This window comes from Nocardia sp. NPDC003345 (genome assembly GCF_053589395.1).
The window spans coordinates 1-16,704 of record NZ_JBSFRU010000009.1 but is presented as its reverse complement, the minus strand read 5'-3'; the positions used below and the strand labels follow the sequence as shown (position 1 = coordinate 16,704).

General features: G+C 68.2%; 11 protein-coding genes. 1 reads left to right on the top strand and 10 read right to left on the bottom strand.

Annotated features, from left to right (window positions below; all coding sequences use genetic code 11):
- Position 1: 1 nt before the first annotated feature.
- The 8 genes from ACWDU1_RS02255 to ACWDU1_RS02220 form a co-directional block, all read right to left on the bottom strand.
- Positions 2-244, bottom strand: a complete 243-nt coding sequence (locus ACWDU1_RS02255) for an acyl carrier protein (protein WP_449995163.1) — start codon at positions 242-244, stop codon at positions 2-4.
- Positions 245-322: 78 nt separating this feature from the next.
- Positions 323-1,639, bottom strand: coding sequence for a lysine N(6)-hydroxylase/L-ornithine N(5)-oxygenase family protein (locus ACWDU1_RS02250; RefSeq protein WP_449995161.1), 1,317 nt, complete (start codon positions 1,637-1,639; stop codon positions 323-325).
- Positions 1,632-3,185, bottom strand: a complete 1,554-nt coding sequence (locus tag ACWDU1_RS02245) for a pyridoxal phosphate-dependent decarboxylase family protein (RefSeq protein ID WP_449995159.1) — start codon at positions 3,183-3,185, stop codon at positions 1,632-1,634. The genes ACWDU1_RS02250 and ACWDU1_RS02245 overlap by 8 nt, the downstream gene beginning before the upstream one ends.
- Positions 3,186-3,338: 153 nt before the next feature.
- Positions 3,339-4,796: a peptide synthetase gene (locus ACWDU1_RS02240; protein WP_449995158.1), complete on the bottom strand. Its 1,458-nt coding sequence runs from the start codon at positions 4,794-4,796 to the stop codon at positions 3,339-3,341.
- A complete protein-coding gene (locus tag ACWDU1_RS02235; protein ID WP_449995156.1) occupies positions 4,793-7,075 on the bottom strand; it encodes a penicillin acylase family protein in 2,283 nt (760 codons plus the stop codon). Before ACWDU1_RS02235 ends, ACWDU1_RS02240 begins: the two co-directional genes overlap by 4 nt.
- Positions 7,072-8,874 (bottom strand): IucA/IucC family protein, encoded by a 1,803-nt coding sequence (locus ACWDU1_RS02230; RefSeq protein WP_449995204.1) that lies wholly within the window; start codon positions 8,872-8,874, stop codon positions 7,072-7,074. The genes ACWDU1_RS02235 and ACWDU1_RS02230 overlap by 4 nt, the downstream gene beginning before the upstream one ends.
- 27 nt (positions 8,875-8,901) lie before the next feature.
- Positions 8,902-12,957 carry a non-ribosomal peptide synthetase gene (locus tag ACWDU1_RS02225; RefSeq protein ID WP_449995154.1) on the bottom strand — a complete coding sequence of 1,352 codons (4,056 nt, stop codon included), beginning with the start codon at positions 12,955-12,957 and terminating at the stop codon, positions 8,902-8,904.
- A 367-nt stretch (positions 12,958-13,324) separates the two neighbouring features.
- Positions 13,325-14,455 carry an NADH:flavin oxidoreductase gene (locus tag ACWDU1_RS02220; protein WP_449995152.1) on the bottom strand — a complete coding sequence of 377 codons (1,131 nt, stop codon included), beginning with the start codon at positions 14,453-14,455 and terminating at the stop codon, positions 13,325-13,327.
- 117 nt (positions 14,456-14,572) lie between these two features.
- Between ACWDU1_RS02220 and ACWDU1_RS02215 the strand changes: the two genes are divergently transcribed.
- The gene (locus ACWDU1_RS02215) at positions 14,573-14,899 is read left to right on the top strand and encodes a winged helix-turn-helix transcriptional regulator (RefSeq protein WP_449995151.1); all 327 of its coding nucleotides are present in this window, start codon (positions 14,573-14,575) and stop codon (positions 14,897-14,899) included.
- A gap of 239 nt (positions 14,900-15,138) precedes the next feature.
- On the opposite strand, the gene ACWDU1_RS02210 is transcribed toward ACWDU1_RS02215, so the two are convergent.
- Entirely contained in the window at positions 15,139-15,471 is a 333-nt protein-coding gene (locus tag ACWDU1_RS02210) for a hypothetical protein (protein WP_449995149.1), read from the bottom strand.
- Between the two features lie 407 nt (positions 15,472-15,878).
- Positions 15,879-16,704: NAD-dependent epimerase/dehydratase family protein (locus ACWDU1_RS02205; protein WP_449995147.1), on the bottom strand; the 826-nt coding region annotated here is incomplete at its 5' end.

Sequence of the window (16,704 nt, the reverse complement as noted above, 5' to 3'; positions counted from 1 at the left end):
ACTACGCTCCGACCTTCGAGCGGATGAGATCTTCCAGATCGCCGACCGAGGCCGCCTCCGACATCTCCCGTTCGCTCAGCTGCACCCCGAGCCGCTCCTCGATGGCGACGACGCCGATGGCGAAGCCGACCGAATCGAGGCCGAGATCCTCGACCAGCAGCGAGGTCCGGGCCACATCGGTGATGGCGAGGTCGAGATCTTCTTCCAGGATGCTGTCCAGCACCTCACGGATATGGTCGGACATCAGGAACTCCTCGGAGACGTTGGAACAGTGATCGGGTGACGGCTGCCGGACAGGGCGGTCCGGAGCCGGGCGGGGGACCTATTCGACGATGTCGTCATCGGTCACCCCGAAACTGGTGAACGCGGTGTGGCGCGGCAGGCGATAGGCCTCGCGCCCGAGCACCGTGTTGAGGATCTTGGCGTTGCGCACGGCCCCGATATCCAGGTTCGGCGCGGAGACGCCGTGGCTGTGTGCCTCGGCGTTGGCGACGAAGAGCCGCCCGCGCAGCGCGTCGTCGGCGGCCACCGCATGATCGGATTCGATCACCAGCCGGCCCCGGGTGTCGTGGCGCAGCCGGTCTTCGAGCGGGGCCAGGAACGGGTGCTCGCGGTAGCGGTAGCCGGTGGCGGCGATGACCATGTCCGCGGTGTGCGAGAGCAGCGAGCCGGTATCCAGATGGCGGCCCCGCAGGCGCAGCCGCCCGTCGGAGAGGGTGTCCACGCCCTCGACCGCGACACCGTTGCGCAACTGCACCGGTTGCGTTTTCTCCTTCAGCTGGCGGCGGTAGAGCAGATCGTGCAGGCGGTCCAGGGTCTCCGCGGAGATGCCCTTGTGGAACTGCCAGTGTCCCGCCCGCACCCGATCACGAGTGTCCTCGGGAAGGCTGTGGAAATAATCCATATAGGCGGGCGTGGTCATCTCCAGCGACAGCTTGGTGAAGTCCAGCGGTGCGAACCACGGGGTCCGCGTCCACCAGTTCACCGCCGGGCCGCCGCGCAGGTTCTCCTCCAGCAGATCGATAACGATCTCCGCACCTGACTGGCCCGACCCGATCACCGTCACCGCGCTCGCCGCGTGCGCGGCGTCCTGGTGGAAGAGGTAGTCCGAACTGTGGACCAGGGCCGGGGAATCGGTGGCCAGCTCGGCGGGGATCGCGGGTTCGGTGCCGATACCCATCACCACGTGTCCGGCGTGGATGGTCGACGCCGCGCCGTCGGAACCACGCACCGAAACCTCGAACCGCTCGTCGGCATCGTTCCAGCGCACGGCCTCGACCGTGGTGCCGAACCGCAGCGAGGACAGCCGCCGCACCACCCACAGCAGGTAGGCCTCGTATTCGCGCCGGGTGGGGAAGAACTCCTCGCGCACCAGGAACGGGTAGAGCCGGTCCACATCGGCCAGATACGCCAGGAACGACAGCGGATGGGTCGGATCCACCAGCGACACCAGGTCCGAGAGGAAGCTGACCTGCAGTTTCGCTTCCTCGAACATCAGCCCCGGATGCCAGTGGAACTCCGGCACCGAATCCACCACCAGGACATCGGCGTCGTCGAGGGTCGAGGCCATGGCGGCCAGACCGAGATTGAACGGCCCGCAGCCGATGGCGAGAATTCCTACCGATTCGACATCACTCATGAACTCGCACCATCTCGTCGTGGTCGCTGCGCAGACCCTCGGACTCCACTTCCAGACCGACCCGCAGCAGCTCGTCGAACAACGCGTCGATATCGGTGCCGGCGGCTTCCGGGTTCAGCAGTGTCAGTTTCAGGCAGGTCCGGGGCTCGCCCTCGCCGTGCACCCGCACCTGGGTGCGCCCGATCAGCGCCTTGCCGTTGCTGAGCAGGCGACGGCGTAGTTCGCCGTTGACCTGGTCCAGATCCAGATCCTCACACCGGTACCGGAACACCACCGTGGTCAGCGTCACCGGCGCGACCAGTTCCAGCTGCGGTTCGGCCGCGATCCGGCCTTCGGCGTAGCGGGCCAGGTCGTGGCAGGCGTCCAGCATGTCGCCGAGACCGCTGCGGCCGTAGGCGAGGAAGGTGGCCGCGACCTTGAGGACATCGGGACGGCGGGTCGTCTGCAAGGTCTGCCCGAGCAGGCCGCCGTAACCGGCCTCGACATCGTCGTCCGGGTTGAGGTACGCCACCGAACGATTGAGCGAGGCGAATCGCTGCTGGTCGGCGAGCAGCAGCACGCTGGCGGCGGCCGGCTGCCAGCCGACCTTGTGCAGGTCGAGGGTGACCGAATCGGCGCGCTCGATACCGGCCAGCAGGCCGGACAGCTTCGCGGAGAACAGGGAGCCGAATCCGTACGCGGCGTCCACATGCAGCCAGACGCCGTAGCGCGCGGCGATATCGGCGAGCCGCGGGAGCGGGTCGATGGAACCGAAGTCCGTGGTGCCCGCGGTCGCCACGATCGCCATCGGCGTATGGGTGCGGCTGAGTTCGGCCAGTGCCGCCTCGAGAGCTTCCGGGATCATCCGGTGCTCGGCATCCACCGGTACCCCGATCACCGCGGCCTCGCCCAGCCCCAGGGTCGCGCAGGCCCGGTGGATGGAGAAGTGCGCGATCTGGGAGCACAGCACCACGGGTCGCGGCAGCGCGCTGGTCCCGTTGTGGCGGATATCGATACCGAGCCGCGCGGCCCCGTAGTCACGGGCGATCAGCAGGGCCAGCAGGTTCGAATACGACCCGCCCGGCCCGAACACGCCCCCGGCGGTTTCGGTGAACCCGGCCAGTCGCGCCAGCGCGTTGATCGTCCACTGCTCGATGGCCAGGGTCGCGGGACCGGAATCGTAGGTGTCCAGGGAGGCATTGGTGGCGGAGGCCAGCGCGTCGGCCACCACGGCCACCGTCAGCGGCGGTGGCTGGAGATGAGCGGCGGTCAGTTTATGGGTGAGGTCCAGCCCGTAGCGGGCGACCAGCTCCGCCAACCGCGCGAGCGCGGCGGCCTCGCCGACCCCGAGGTCCGGGATACGTTCCGGGCCGAGCGATCCCGCCACGGCGGCGAGCACCTCCTCGGGCGCTCCGGAGGGCAGCGGGGCGTGATGGTGGGCATCGGCCACCGCCGCGGCGACCTGCGCCAGCCCGCCGCCGACCTCGGACCAGCCGGCGCCGGGTTCGGCGAACCGGGAGGTCCGCTGCCAGGGGGATACGAATTCTTGTGACACGGAAAGCCCCATTACTTCAAGACACGGATAACGATGTGTTTCGGGTGATTCCGTCGAACTGCGCCGTCGGCGGAATCGAACGACCTTCGCGGATGCGCGCCGGACTCGGTGGAGGCCACCGCGGCGCGGTCGTCGGAATCGAGGAGGGCCGGCGAGGCCGGCGGATCAAGAGAACTGGTGGGCGGTCTCCGTTTCGCGCACCGCGTGCACGAGTTCGCGCACGGTACTGTCCAGAGCCCGCGGTACGCGACCTACCAGCGCGGTCGTCACCGCCGAGGCGCGGCGCGCGAAGGCGCTGTCGACGATATCGGGTTGATAATCGACCTCCAGATGAACTCGATTGTCCGGGGCTATTTCGAAGGCGAAGGTGATCGGGTAATTGCCGATCCCGTTGAACACCGATTCGCAGGAGACTTTCTTGTGCGCGGGCACCGGAATACCGCGCAGCGGCGCGTTGCGCACCGACGCCATGATCTCGGCCACCGGGAACCGGCCGCCGGCCGCCCGCAGCGCGGTGAGCACCGTGCCGTAGTCGACCGTGGCGAAATCCATCGCCCGGTAGACCGCGGCCACCGCGGTCCGCAGCGACTCCCGCACGCTCGCCAGCGGATCGAAGGAGAACCGCATCGGGACGATATTCCCGCAGTAACCCACCCGGCTCGGGTCCTCACCCGGGCGGCGGTTGTCCGACGGCACCAGCAGGACATGATCCGCGGCGTCGGTGAGCGCGTAGACACTCAGCGCGCAGACCGCGATGAGCAAGGCGTTGGAGGTCGCGCCCACCTCCCGGGAGACCTCGCCCAGCGCGTCGAGGTGCGCCGGATCGACCGGGTCGGCGAATTTGACCCCGTCGCGATCACTCAGCGGCGCGAGCCAGCTCTGCGCGGCACCGATCTCGGGCAGTGATCCGGACAGCGGATAGCGCACATCGTCGGCCGCCCAGGTCTGCAGGGCGTGCCGGACCGCCGCGTCGACCGACGCCTGGTCCACGGTGGTCACCGCGCCGGCGCGCTCACCGGCGCCGGATCCGGGCCGGCTTCCGGAGACCAGGGTCCCCAGCAGCAGCGCCCAGGATGTGTCGTCCACGGCCAGGTGGTGCACCACCAGGACCACTGTCACGCGGGAACCCGCTCCCGCGTAGACGCGCCCGCGCAGCGGCGGTTCGCGGGTCAGGTCGAAAGGCGCGGCCGACAGGGCCGACGCGGCGGCCAGGATATCGGCCCGGCTCGCGTCCGGCCCGGCGGGCGGCAGGGTCGCGGGCAGCGCGCCCCATTCCCATACCGCGCCGGGTATCGCCCAGTGTCCGTTCCGGGATACCGGCGTCCGGCGTGGCGCACCGTCCTCGACGACGACCACCGAGCCGAGCACCTCGGCCTCGCGCACCATCAGTTCGAAGGCGGCCACGACCTCGTCGAGGTCGTATCCGTCGAAATCCAGGACGAGCCCGATGTTGTGCGATACCGACTCCGGATCCAGGTCGTAGATCTTCCACATCCGGCGTTCCGCGATGCCCAGCTGCCCGGCGGCCGCCCGCGGCGTCTCGGCGACGGTCGCGGTGCCGGCGTGGGTGCCGGCCAGCCGGCGTCTCATCAGTTCCAGTCGCGTATCGGTCAACAGGTTCATGCTTCTCCCAGCATCGAGCTGTTCGTGAATTCCTCGCGCGCACGCGCGGTCCGCCGCAGTCGCGTCCAGTCGCCGACGATGTCGATCATGTCGCCGCGCGCCCACAGCGGCGCCTGGTCTTCGAAGTTCGGTGAACCCGGATCGCCGGCGACGCCCAGCGGCACGATCCAGCGGCCGGCGTCGCGGTCGGCGAGATCCCAGACATAACGCGCCGCCGAACCCACACTGCAGGCGTGCGAGAACCCGACCGCGCTGCCGTTGGCGAAAACGCATTCGGCGTCTCCGCCCAGCGGTTGCGGCCGGGGCCGGACCCGCCGGGACAGTTCGGGATGCTTCGGGGTCGCGCCGACCAGATCCATGCCGTGGATCGGTGCCAGCACGTGGACGCTGCCCCAGGTCGGCACGGCGGGCAGCGATTCGACCCGCTCGGCCACCGCCTCGACGGCCGTCGCGGTGAGCCGCGCGATATCCACGCCCAGCGCGGGCGCCCGGTGGACCACGGCCTCCAGTGCCGCCGCGATACGGGTGGGCACCACGAACCAGGGATCGAGGATCCGGGGGAACGGATGCGCGGCGGTGAGCCCGGCCAGTGCCTCGTGCCCGGACAGTCCGAGGACCAGCTGGGCGCGGGTTTCGGCGAACAGATAGGCGTCGGCGCTGTCCTCGCGCATGCCGCGGTCCCAGGCCAGGATGCGGCCGCGAATCTCTTCGGCGCGCGGGCTCAGGCCGGTCAGCGGCCGGAGCAGGTCCTGGATCAGGACGGCGGCCTCGTTCTCGGAATCGCCGTGGATACGGGCGCAGTCGGCGGCCGAGACCGATTTGTTCTCCGCGAGCAGCGAGCCGATCCGGTCGGCGCGGTGTGGGGGCACGCATTCGGTGGTGAGCGGTTGCAGCGGCGCCGATTCCGGGATCCGCTGATTGGCGATCACCGAGAACCCGTCCACCTCCGCCGCGAACTCGGTATCGGCGACCGAGGCGGTGGCATAGCCCTGCCAGCGGTACCGCTCGTCCCAGCCGGGCACCGGCAGCCAGTAGTTCTCCGCGGCCCGAACCGGCACCAGCCCGGCGACATGGTGGGTCAGCCGGCCCGTGGTATCGGCGATGACGATCCGGTTGACCGGTTCCACCCATGCGCGCAACGCCGCTTCGACCTCGGCCACCGATGTGGCGAACAGGGTGTCCAGCGCGGCGTCGAAGGTGGTGCCGGGGTCGTCGAGCAGCGGACTGCGCAGGCTCAGCGCGAACGGCGCCTCGGGCCCGCCGAAGATCACCGATCCGTTGGCGGTGGTGATGATCTCGACTTCCACCGGATCGCCGTCGCGGACCGTGATCCGCTCGGTCCGGGTATCGGCCTCGCGCGGGCCCGCCGCCGTATCGAACCGCACCCGGCCGTCGGACCGTTCGAGCCGTTCCAGGTAGAGATCCTGATAGTCGCCCATGGCGTTGGTGATGCCCCAGGCCACCGTGCCCGCGTGCGCGAAATGCGGTAACCCCGGCACACCCGCGAACGCGAATCCGACGATGTCGAATTCCGGTGCCGCGAGCTGGAACTGCTGGTAGATGCCGGGCAGCTCCAGGAACCGGTGCGGATCGCCGGCGATCATCGGGGCCCCGGTGGCGGTCCGGTCGGCGGCCACACCCCAGGCGTTGCTGCCCGAGATCGCGTCACCGAAGGACGAACTCCACAGATCTTCGTCCCGGGCGGCGCCGGCGCCGAAATGGTCGAGCAACTCGGTCACGAAGGCCTCATCCGGCAGATCGGGAACGGCAGTACCCGGATGGTCGGCCCCTTCGCAGTCGAACAGCGGTAGCGCGGCCACTCCCAGCGCCCGGCACGCGTGCAACCGCCAGAGTTTGGTGGTGAAACGGCCGAACAGGATGTGGTGCACGATGAAGACCGCGATCGGCGTCCACGGCTGCCAGGGCGCGGGCCGGTGCTCGAATTCGGTGAGTTCGGGCGCTTGCGCGGTATCCAGCGACCGGTTGATCCCGGCGGTATAGGACCGCAGCAGGCCGCGGGTGCGCTCGGAGGACGCCTCGTAGATACGCCGGGCGGCACGATCCATCTGCGACCGCCGGGCGAACTCGTCCCAGCCCACACTGTCGGCCCCGAAGACCTCGGCGGTGCGCCCCTCGGCCCGCAGCCGCAGGAATTCGATCTGCCAGGCCCGGTCGGTTCCACACGCGTAGCCCTGGCCGAAGAGCGCGCCCTCGGCCGAGGCCGCCGTGATATGCGGGATACCCCAGGCGTCCCGGATGATCTCCATATCCGCGGTCACGACGCCGCCACCTCCATTTCCGGGGTCCGGGCCGCGGCCGGACGGTAGGCGGCGATGGGATTCACGAGTTCGTGCTCGGCGTCGACGAGTGTCGAATACGAATCGCCCAGATTGACCATGCGCCGGTTGTTCGACAGCTGCAGGCGGTTCATATGGATCGCCTGGAAGGTCGGGGCGAACAGATCCCAGCGAGCGAACTTCTCGGCCAGCGCCGGATGCCGCCGCTGGAAGTCGACGACGCTTTCGGCGACCGTGGCCCAGAACGATCCGTCGTCCACGAGTCCGCTCGTATGCAGGATCGCCGCGAGATGGCGCAGATAATCGTCGAAGACATCCGACAGCACCCCCATATTGCGGATCTCGTCGGCCTCATCGGTCACCGCCCGGCGGCAGGAGTCCGGAATACCTTCCGCGTCACCGAATATGGAGACCTCTTCGCCGATGTCCTTGAGGATCGCCCGCACCGGCACGCCGCCGTCGAGGACGAGGATGAGATTCTCACCGTGCGGGGAGAATTTGAATTCGTACCGGTAGAGCAGATAGATGATCGGATGCAGATAGGCGCGCAGATAATGGCGCAGCCAATCCCGGGGCTCGATACCCGACCGGCCGATGATGGCCGCCACCAGCGGCTCTCCGTGATGGTCGAGATGTAGCAGCGCGGCCATGGTGGTCAGCTGTTCGTGTTCCCGCACCAGCCGCACCGGGCTCTCCCGCCACAGCGCGGACAGCAGTTTGCGGTATTCCGAGCCGGGACGGGTGATCCCGGCGAGTGTGGTGTTGCGGTAACCGATGGCCGCGACCTCGTAGAGCATCTCGAAACCGATCGATTCCAGGTACTCGTCACCGCCGACCCGGCTGCGCACCCAGTCGTTGATCAACGGGGTGGTGCGCATGTAGTCGGCCGACATACCGCGCGTGAAACCCATATTGACTATGGAAAGTGCCATTTTCACGTAGTGGCGCCGCGGCTCGGTGATATCGAACAGGGTCCGGATCGACTGCTGCGGCTGGTACAGATCGGGCGCCTCGCCGAGGTGCACGATCTCGCGCTCGGCGATATCGATCGCGTAGATCCGCGCGATCTTCTCCGACCACTGCCAGGGATGGACCGGCATGTAGTAGTAAGCGGCCGGGTCCAGGCCGAGGCCGGTGAGCACGCCGTCGAACCGGGTCAGCGTCTCGGCGCCCAATTCGTCGCGGATCAGCCCGTCGTAGCCGATACCGGATATCGCGGCGAAGTCGCAGTTGCGCCGGACGACTGCCACCCAGGTCAGCGGGAAACACTGTCCCGATTCCGGAGCGTAGCGCTCGACGTCGCCGGCGCTGAATCCCAGCCGGCCCGCATTGGCCACGATGCAGGGATGCCCCTCGGTCATCGTCTTCTCGATCGTCTGGAAATCGGCCACCGCCAGCTCCGCGGCCGGGATCCGGCGGGAATCGGGTCGCTCGGTGCCGATGGACAGGGTGTTGACGAACTCCTCGAGGTATTCCGGCAGCGCCTCCTCGGAGATACCCAGGGCGCTGCTCAGATCCACGATCAGGGCGACGGGGTCGACCGGCAGGTCGGCGCCGTCACGAATGCGCCGGAGACTGGATTCGTCGATATTCCAGCTGTCCAGCGCGAGCAATTCGGCCCGGAACCGGTATTCGACGCTGCCGTCGTCGGAGAACACCGTGTACTCACCCGGCACGATCTCCACCGGCCGCACGAACCGCTCGTGGCAGAACTCCGCGAGTACCTTCTTCGCCATCCGGGTGCGATAGACCTGCCGGTAGGACCGGGGTTGCGCGGACATATCCGTGCTGTTCACGATCGACACCCCTCAGCCCGCCACGAGCTGGTCGACGGCGGCCAGCCGGCGGCCGTTACCGGTGAGACGGATGAAGTCCTCCCGCGTGCAGTAGCTCAGCCTGGCGGTCTTACCCGCCACGGGATGGTCGCCCTCCACCACGAAACCCACCGCGGCGTTGAGCCGCTGGACCTCCAGATTCCGGATATCCGGCTCCACCACCACCCGCTGCGCACCGGCCTCGAAGAAGGCGGTGCGCATGATGTGCAGCATCACCGTGCCGGTGAATCCCGGGATCCGCCGCTCACTACTGGCGACCAGCAGATGCATCCCGATATCGCCGGGCCGGTACACATATCCGGTCCGCGGATCGGCCAGATCGCCGACCTGCGGGTTGTACAGCTCGAACAGGAATTGCGGCACCCCGTCGAGGTAACCCATCCGCATCCCGTACTGCGGTCCGGGCCCGGCCGCGGCGTCGCGGATCATCTGCTCCACCTCGGCGCGGGTGCTCTCCAGCATGTCCCAGTACTTGGCCTTGGGGTGGGTGAGCCATTCGTGCACGGTCGCGGCGTCGCGGGCGATATCCATCCGCTCCGAGCTCAAGCGGTAGCCGACCGCCGTCTCCGCCGTTTCCGCGGGACCGCCGATCTCGGCTTCGACCTGCTCGTCGGTCAGTTCGATCACTTCGAGGAAGGTCGCGGCCACCCGGTCCATCCGCTCCCCCTCCAGTTCGACCAGCCGATCGGCCAGTCCGGCGAGGGTGCGGCGCAGGAAGATATCGGCGACCGTCAGCCGCGGCGCGTCCAGCCACTGCCGGACCTGCGCCACGAACGCCGTGGCGAGCACGGAATCACCGCCGAGGGCGATGAAATCGTCGGTGACACCCAGCGGCCGGGTGGCCAGGATCTCGCCCAGGATCGTGACCAGCGCCGTTTCCAGGCCGGTGCGCGGCGCTACGGATTCCGATCGCGCGTCCGGGGCGACGAGTTCGGCCACCTTCTTGCGGTCGTATTTGCCGTTCGAGGTCAGCGGCAGTTCGGCCAGCACGGTCACCGACCGCGGAATCATATGCGGCGGCAGCACATCGGCCAGGGCGGCCCGGAGTTGTTCCCCGGTCGCGGACCCGGTGGCGATGACCGCGGACCGCAGATCGCGCCCATCCGACCACGCCACCGCCGCGGTGACGGCCGCGAGCCCGAGCAGCCCGGCCTCCACCTCACCCAGTTCGACCCGGTATCCGCGGACCTTCACCAGATGATCGGCCCGGCCCAGGAAGTCGAGGAATCCACCGGGCAGATAGCGCACCATATCGCCGGTGCGATACCAGCGCACGCCGTCCCGCGTGACGAACCGGTCGGCGGTGCGTTCCGGATCGGCGCGGTAGCCGTCGGCCACACCCGCTCCGCCGATCCACAATTCGCCCGGCACGAGGTCGGGCCGGTCACGGCCGATCGCGTCGACCACCCGGCAGCGCACCCCGCGCAGCGGCACCCCGTAGGGCACGAACGTCGCACCCGGCGGGACCTCGGGCGCCTCGCAGACCGTCGAGTGGATCGCCGTTTCGGTGGTTCCGCCCAGCCCGGCCACCCGGCAGTCCGGCAGCTGCGCGCCGACCCGGTGCAGCAGGGAGACATCCACCTTGTCGCCGCCCATGATCACCACCCGCAGAGAGGGCGGCAGCGGCGCGATATCGAGGATCATGCCGAGGATCGAGGGCACACAGTTGAGCACGCTCACCGATTCCGCGCGCAGCATCCGCGCCCAGGTGTCGACGCGGGTGCTCTCGTCGTCCCCCGGGACCACCACGGCCCCGCCGACGGCGAGCAGGCCGAAGATATCGAATACCGACAGATCGAATTCCAGTGAGGAGACCTGCAGGCTGCGGTCGTTCGCGCCCAGTGCGTACCGGTCCACCAGATCGGTGATGGTGGCGACCGCGGCCCGATGCGGCACCTCGACGCCCTTGGGCAGCCCCGTGGAGCCGGAGGTGAACAGGACGTAGGCGAGCGCGTCGGCGCCCACGGCGACCGGCTCGGCCGGGTCCGCGGTGCGGGCGGCGGCGATATCCAGCACCGGCGCCGGCGAATTCGCCCAGGCCCCGGCGCGATCGGTCAGGATCGCGGCCGGTGCGGCCACCGAGACGATGCGTTCGCGCCGGGCCCGCGGCTGGGTCGGGGCCACCGGTACATAGGCCGCACCGGCGGTCAGCACTCCGAGCGCCGCTGCGATCTGGTCGCCGCTCTTGGGCAGGTCGATGATCACGGTATCGCCGGGCCGGACGTCCGCGGCCAGTAGCGCACCCGCGATCCGACGGGCCTCGCCGGCGAGTTCACCGTGCGTCCAGGTGCGGTCGACGCCGATCACCGCGGGTGCGTCGGCGCGCTGCGCGGCGGTGGCGAGGAACCGGCCGTGCAGGGTGCCGTCGAATACGCCAGAATCCGGCAGCGGCAGTTCGACCGCCGCGCGCTGCTCGCGGACCTCGGCGGCCACCGGATCGGGTGCCGGAGCATCCCATTCGCCCGCGATCAGCAGATCCAGCAGCCGCACGTAGTAGGCGAACATGGACCGCGCGGTCCCGGCTTCCAGATCCGAGGCCCGGACGTCCCAGTTCAGCAGTAACCCGCCCGATACCTCGGTGACCTGGGCGTCCAACAGCACCTGCGGTCCCTGCGAGACGATCCACGAGGGTTCGCCCAGGACCTCGGTCGCGATCGGCGAGAAGAGCTCACCCAGGCCGAGTGCGCTGGTGAACACCACCGGCGACACCACGGGTTCACCGCGCTCGCGGCTGAGTTCGCGCAGCACGTCCAGACCGCCGAAGCTGCCGTGCGCGGCCGCCTCGTGCATGGCGGTCCGCATACTCACGGCCCGTTCGGCCAGCGTCTGCGGTGCGGAGAGATCGACATCGACGATCAGCGAGGAGGTGAAATCCCCGACCACCCGCTCGACATCCGGATGCACCGGGTCGCGATCGAAAAGCGGGACGGTCAGCAGGAATCGTGGACCCGCGGCATGGGTTCCGACGGCCTCGGCGAATACCGCCGCCACCGCCGCGGCCGGTGTGACGCCCCGCTGGTGGGCGTGCTCCTCGAGTCGTTTGCGGTCGACCGCGTCGATCGCGTGGTGCAGCCGGACCGTCGCCGGTCCGGTCTCGCCACGCGCCGCGCGGTCGGTCAGCGGCAGTTCCGGAGGTCCCGGCAGATGCGGGATACGCTCACGCCACCAGGCGATATCCGCTTCGCGTGGTACGCGGTCGGTGCGCCGCGCGGAGAGCGAAGGAAACGCGACCCCCAGTTCCGGCAGTGTCTCGCCGCGGTACAGGCGGGCCAGATCGTCCACCAGCACCCGGTAGCTCATGGCGTCGGCGGCGATCATGTCCACGTCCAGATGCACCCGGGCGCCGCCGCCGGGCAGCAGCGTCAACTCGGCGCGCAGCACCGCGCCGTCCTCGATCGGCATCGCGCGGTGGGTACCCTCCGCCCGCCGCCGCTCCAGGTCCGCCGCCGCGTTATCGGGGCTGTCCCGGCGCAGGTCGTGCACGGCGATGGCACCCGGATGCGCCGCTCCGATCAGCTGGTTGCCGTCCGGAAGCACCCGGACCCGCAGCATCGGATGACGTTCCAGCAGGGCCGCGGCGGCCGCGCGGAACCGCGCCGGTTCGATATCGCGGCCGTCGAATTCGATGTAGAGATGGGCCGCGACCCCGCCGAACGCGTGACTGTGCGACCGGCCGATCCAGTAGGCGTGCTGCATGGGCGCGAGCGGGAAGGAGGTGTCGAGATCGAAAACCGCGTCGCTGCCGGAGATCTCCATCCCGGCCCGCTCCGTAGCCCGCTCGTCCGTGCCGTTACCGGCGACGAGCGTGTTCCAGGCCCGGATGGTGGGTGCGGCGGTGAGCCGGGCGAAGTCGACGTCGTGTCCGCGTTTGCGCCACTGGCCCGCCAGCCGCATCATGCGCAGCGAGTCCAGTCCCTGGCCGACCAGGTCGTCGTCGAGGTCGAGAGATTCGGGCGAGATGCCCAGTACCGAACCGACCTCCGCCCGGACATCGATTTCCGTACTCGCCTCGGGACGAGTAGCCACCATGAGAACGCCTCTCGCAGATCAAACCAACGTCGGCTTAGGCCGGACTAACTTTAGTGAAGTTAGCCTAGCCTAATCCGAACTCGAGCGTATCCGCTGAGGGCGATGAAGCAAAAGGAGCGCGCTGTGACAAACAACGCCCCTCGTGAGCTCGGGGTTTGGGCCGACTTAGGGTAGGGTACACTAACCCCACACTGGGTGGCCTCTCAAAGTGGTTAGGGCATACTAAAATACGGGTCTACCAGCGGATAGTGGCTTATTCCGGGCCGGTTTTCCGCCTGCGGGGCGGCCCGGACAGACCCGCGAAAACGGCGCTTCCTGTGCCCAAAGTTGGGGGGCCGCCACCCGCGACAGCGGCGGCTCCCACCCACTACCCGACCTGCATCCGGGAGCCGTGCCGCTCCCCCTCCCAGGCGTACTGGCGAGCCAGCGTCACCTCGGGATCGAGCATCGCGCGGTCGAATTCGGCCGGAACCGCGCCCACCTCGAGCAGCCGGGGCCAATCCGGATTCGCGAGCGCACCCCGCCCCAGCGCCACCAGGTCGGCATGACCCTCGTCGAGGACCGCGCGCGCGAGAGCGGGAGCGTGCATACCGCCGTTCGCGAGCACCGGCAGCCCGGTCACCGACCGGGCCAGCCGCGTGATCGTCTCCCCCGTGTCCAAGACCGCCGTGTCGTACCAATCGCGCCCCTCGCTCGCGAGATGCAGATAGTCCGCCCCCGCCGCGGCGACCGCCCGGAAAATCGTCTCCGCTTCGGCGGCCCCGGCCCACCGGTATCCGAAATCGTTGACCTTCGTCTGCGAGAGCCGCAGCCCCACCGGGAAACCGGACCCGACCGCTGCCCGCACCGCACGGATCACCTCGACCGCGAAACGGACGCGCCGGGCGGGATCGCCACCGTATTCGTCATCGCGCCGGTTGGTGTACTCGGTCAGGAACTGGTCGATGAGATAGCCGTTCGCACCGTGGATCTCGACCGCGTCGAAGCCGGCCGACCGGGCCCGCCGGGCCGCCGCCCCGAATCCGGCGACGATCTTCCGGATATCCGCGTGCGTCGCCGCCGCCGGCAACGCGAACGGCCCCGACCCACCGTAGGCGGACATCTTGGCGCCCTTGGGTAGCACCGCCGACGGCCCGATCGTCCGATCGCTGAACGAATTCTCCTGAACCAGCGCCCCGCCGTGCATCAACTGCAGCGCGATGGCACCGCCGGCCGCGTGCACCCCCGCGGTAACCGCCCGCCAGCCCTCCACCTGCCGCGCCGTCACCATCCCGGGCTGGCGCGCATAGGCCTGACCGAACTCCTCATCGATATAGGTGCCCTCGGTAGCGATCAGGGCGAACCCACCCGCGGCGAACCGCGCGTAGTACTCGGCCATGGCAGCGGTGGGCACACCGTCCCCCGCGGTACTCACCCGCGACATCGGCGCCACCGCCGCCCGATTACGCAGTCGCAGATTTCCGATCCGGATGGCGGCCAAAACGGGATGGCTGGTCACGAAAACTCCTCGTACTCGACGAAATCGGTTCCGATCCAGAATCCGCGCTACCCACCATCACGACAAGTACTGTCTTTTTTGTGCTGTAGTGTCGGTTTGTATACCGAGGAGGTCGGAGTGCACGACGAGACGCCGGACTACTGCACGATCGAAGCCGCCATGGAAGTGGTCGGCGGCAAATGGAAGATGGCCATCGTCAACCACCTCTTCGAGGGCACGCTCCGCTTCGGCGAACTGGGCCGCGCCATGCCCACCGTCACCCCGCGCATGCTCACCCGCCAGCTCCGCGAACTCGAATCCGACGGCCTGATCCGGCGCACCGTCTACCCCCAGGTCCCACCGAAGGTCGAATACGACCTCACCGAACTCGGCGCGAGCCTGCGACCGGTCGCGGGGCTATTGGAGTCGTGGGGGGAGCGGTACCGGCAGGAAACCAGCGGGTGACGATCGTCGGGCCGACCGCTGCTTGATCTGGCAATAGATATCGTCGCGCATTTCCTCGACACTTCGTGAGCGCCTGCTACGGAAAACGGGCAGCGACGAGCCGCGACGTGAGCGGCCGGAGGCATCCAACAGCATCGTGATTCCGCGGCGAACGAGTTCTGCTCTGCCTATACCTGTCACCCACGATTCCGCATGGAGCCGGGCCTCGAGATCAGCGGGCAGATACGAGGTCATCTTGCTCATGTCGGACGGTACCCCCAATCAGCTGCCACATCACTCAGCAGAAGAGCGATGGAAGGCCAGCGGGCGTACGTCTCGCCGAACTGCTCGATCACATCGGCCTGCACCACAATCCGCCCCAACTGTCCGTCCAGATGAGCAATGGCAGGGACGAAGACCGCCTCGGCTCTCTGCGCCTGGATCCGATCCTCGAGGAATACCAGTCGTTGCGGTCGGGACTCGTCTACTCGCAGAACCTCGCAGACTTCGTACCCGAACCGAACCGCCAGCCGCGCCATCCGGCACTCGTCCAGCTTCTGAGCGTGCCCGCTCAGATCCGTGCGCAGATACACAAGTGCCGGAGCAACGTCACCGTATGTGCTTGCGCACGTCATGCGGGCCAACGGACTGCGCGAGACGCCCGCCAGCGAGCGATAACAGCATCGATCTCCATCTGAGGGTGGGTGAGATAACTGCGTGGTTCCAGCGAGCGGAGGCCGTCGAGCACCTCCTGCAATACTCCGGGGTCGTAGCACTCGCTTTCTCGGGCATAGTGGAGCACAGTGGCCGTCGAGGCCACCCTCGAGCGAGCTACCCGATGCCGGGGCGGGCCCCCGCCGATGGGATCCTGTCGGGAGTCCTGAACCGCAGACGTGTGTGAAGAAGTCATGTTCACAGACTCGCAGCGGTACATCATGATTCGATGTGACAGTTTGTCACCGGAGTCGGATCCGACAGACTTCGACGCTCTCCGCCGTCCTTATGACGGTTGCGGCGCCCCGGTATCGCGCACGATCGTCTCGATATCCGAGCGCAAAGGACGCCAGTACAGCTCATGCCAGGCCCGGGCCGGGTCGCTGATAAGCACTGGCGGCTCCGGTGCCGGCGGTTTGTGCAAGATTTCGATATGCCGTCCGGTCCGCTTCTCCACAGCGGCGACAACTTCGAGAATGCTGGTTCCGCGGCCGCTACCGACGATGTAATTCCGACATTCTCCCAGCGGCGGAATGTTCTCGAAGCAGGCCACGAACGCCGCCGCAGCATCCTCTAGGTGCAGATAATCACGGACCGCCCGGCCGTCACCATTGACCTCCAACACCGAGCCTCCGGTCGCCGCCGCAATCGTCCGAGGTATCAGCCGGGTGTCGTCGGCGTCCGCTCCACCCGCAACGTTCATCAGTCGAAGTACGGTCGCCGAGAGGCAGCCGGTGCGCACCTGCGCTCGAATTGCCATCTCAGCGGCCATTTTGCTGGCCGCATACGGATGCGGCGGCGCATCCGGGGTGTTCTCGGTCATCGGCTGGAGTTCTGGAGATCCGTATATCGACCCTGTCGAGGCAAAGACCAGCCGCGAAACCTGCGACGAAGCCATCGCGTCCAACAGCGCGACGGTCCCGCCGACATTCACTCGAAAGTATTGCAGCGGTTGCTCGATCGACTCGCGGGCGCGAGTGAGCCCAGCGAGATGACATACCGCGTCGACTCCCTCCAGCGCCTTCCTCAGCCCTGCGCCATCGAGCAGATCGGAAATTCGGACGGGCACCTCACGCACTGATGTCTCGGTCCGGATCATCGCCAGCGGGTCG

Bases quoted from the DNA above. Each gene is read 5' to 3' on its own strand.
- ACWDU1_RS02255 (WP_449995163.1), bottom strand. From the start codon at position 244: ATGTCCGACCATATCCGTGAGGTGCTGGACAGCATCCTGGAAGAAGAT.
- ACWDU1_RS02250 (WP_449995161.1), bottom strand. From the start codon at position 1,639: ATGAGTGATGTCGAATCGGTAGGAATTCTCGCCATCGGCTGCGGGCCG.
- ACWDU1_RS02245 (WP_449995159.1), bottom strand. From the start codon at position 3,185: ATGGGGCTTTCCGTGTCACAAGAATTCGTATCCCCCTGGCAGCGGACC.
- ACWDU1_RS02240 (WP_449995158.1), bottom strand. From the start codon at position 4,796: ATGAACCTGTTGACCGATACGCGACTGGAACTGATGAGACGCCGGCTG.
- ACWDU1_RS02230 (WP_449995204.1), bottom strand. From the start codon at position 8,874: ATGTCCGCGCAACCCCGGTCCTACCGGCAGGTCTATCGCACCCGGATG.
- ACWDU1_RS02225 (WP_449995154.1), bottom strand. From the start codon at position 12,957: ATGGTGGCTACTCGTCCCGAGGCGAGTACGGAAATCGATGTCCGGGCG.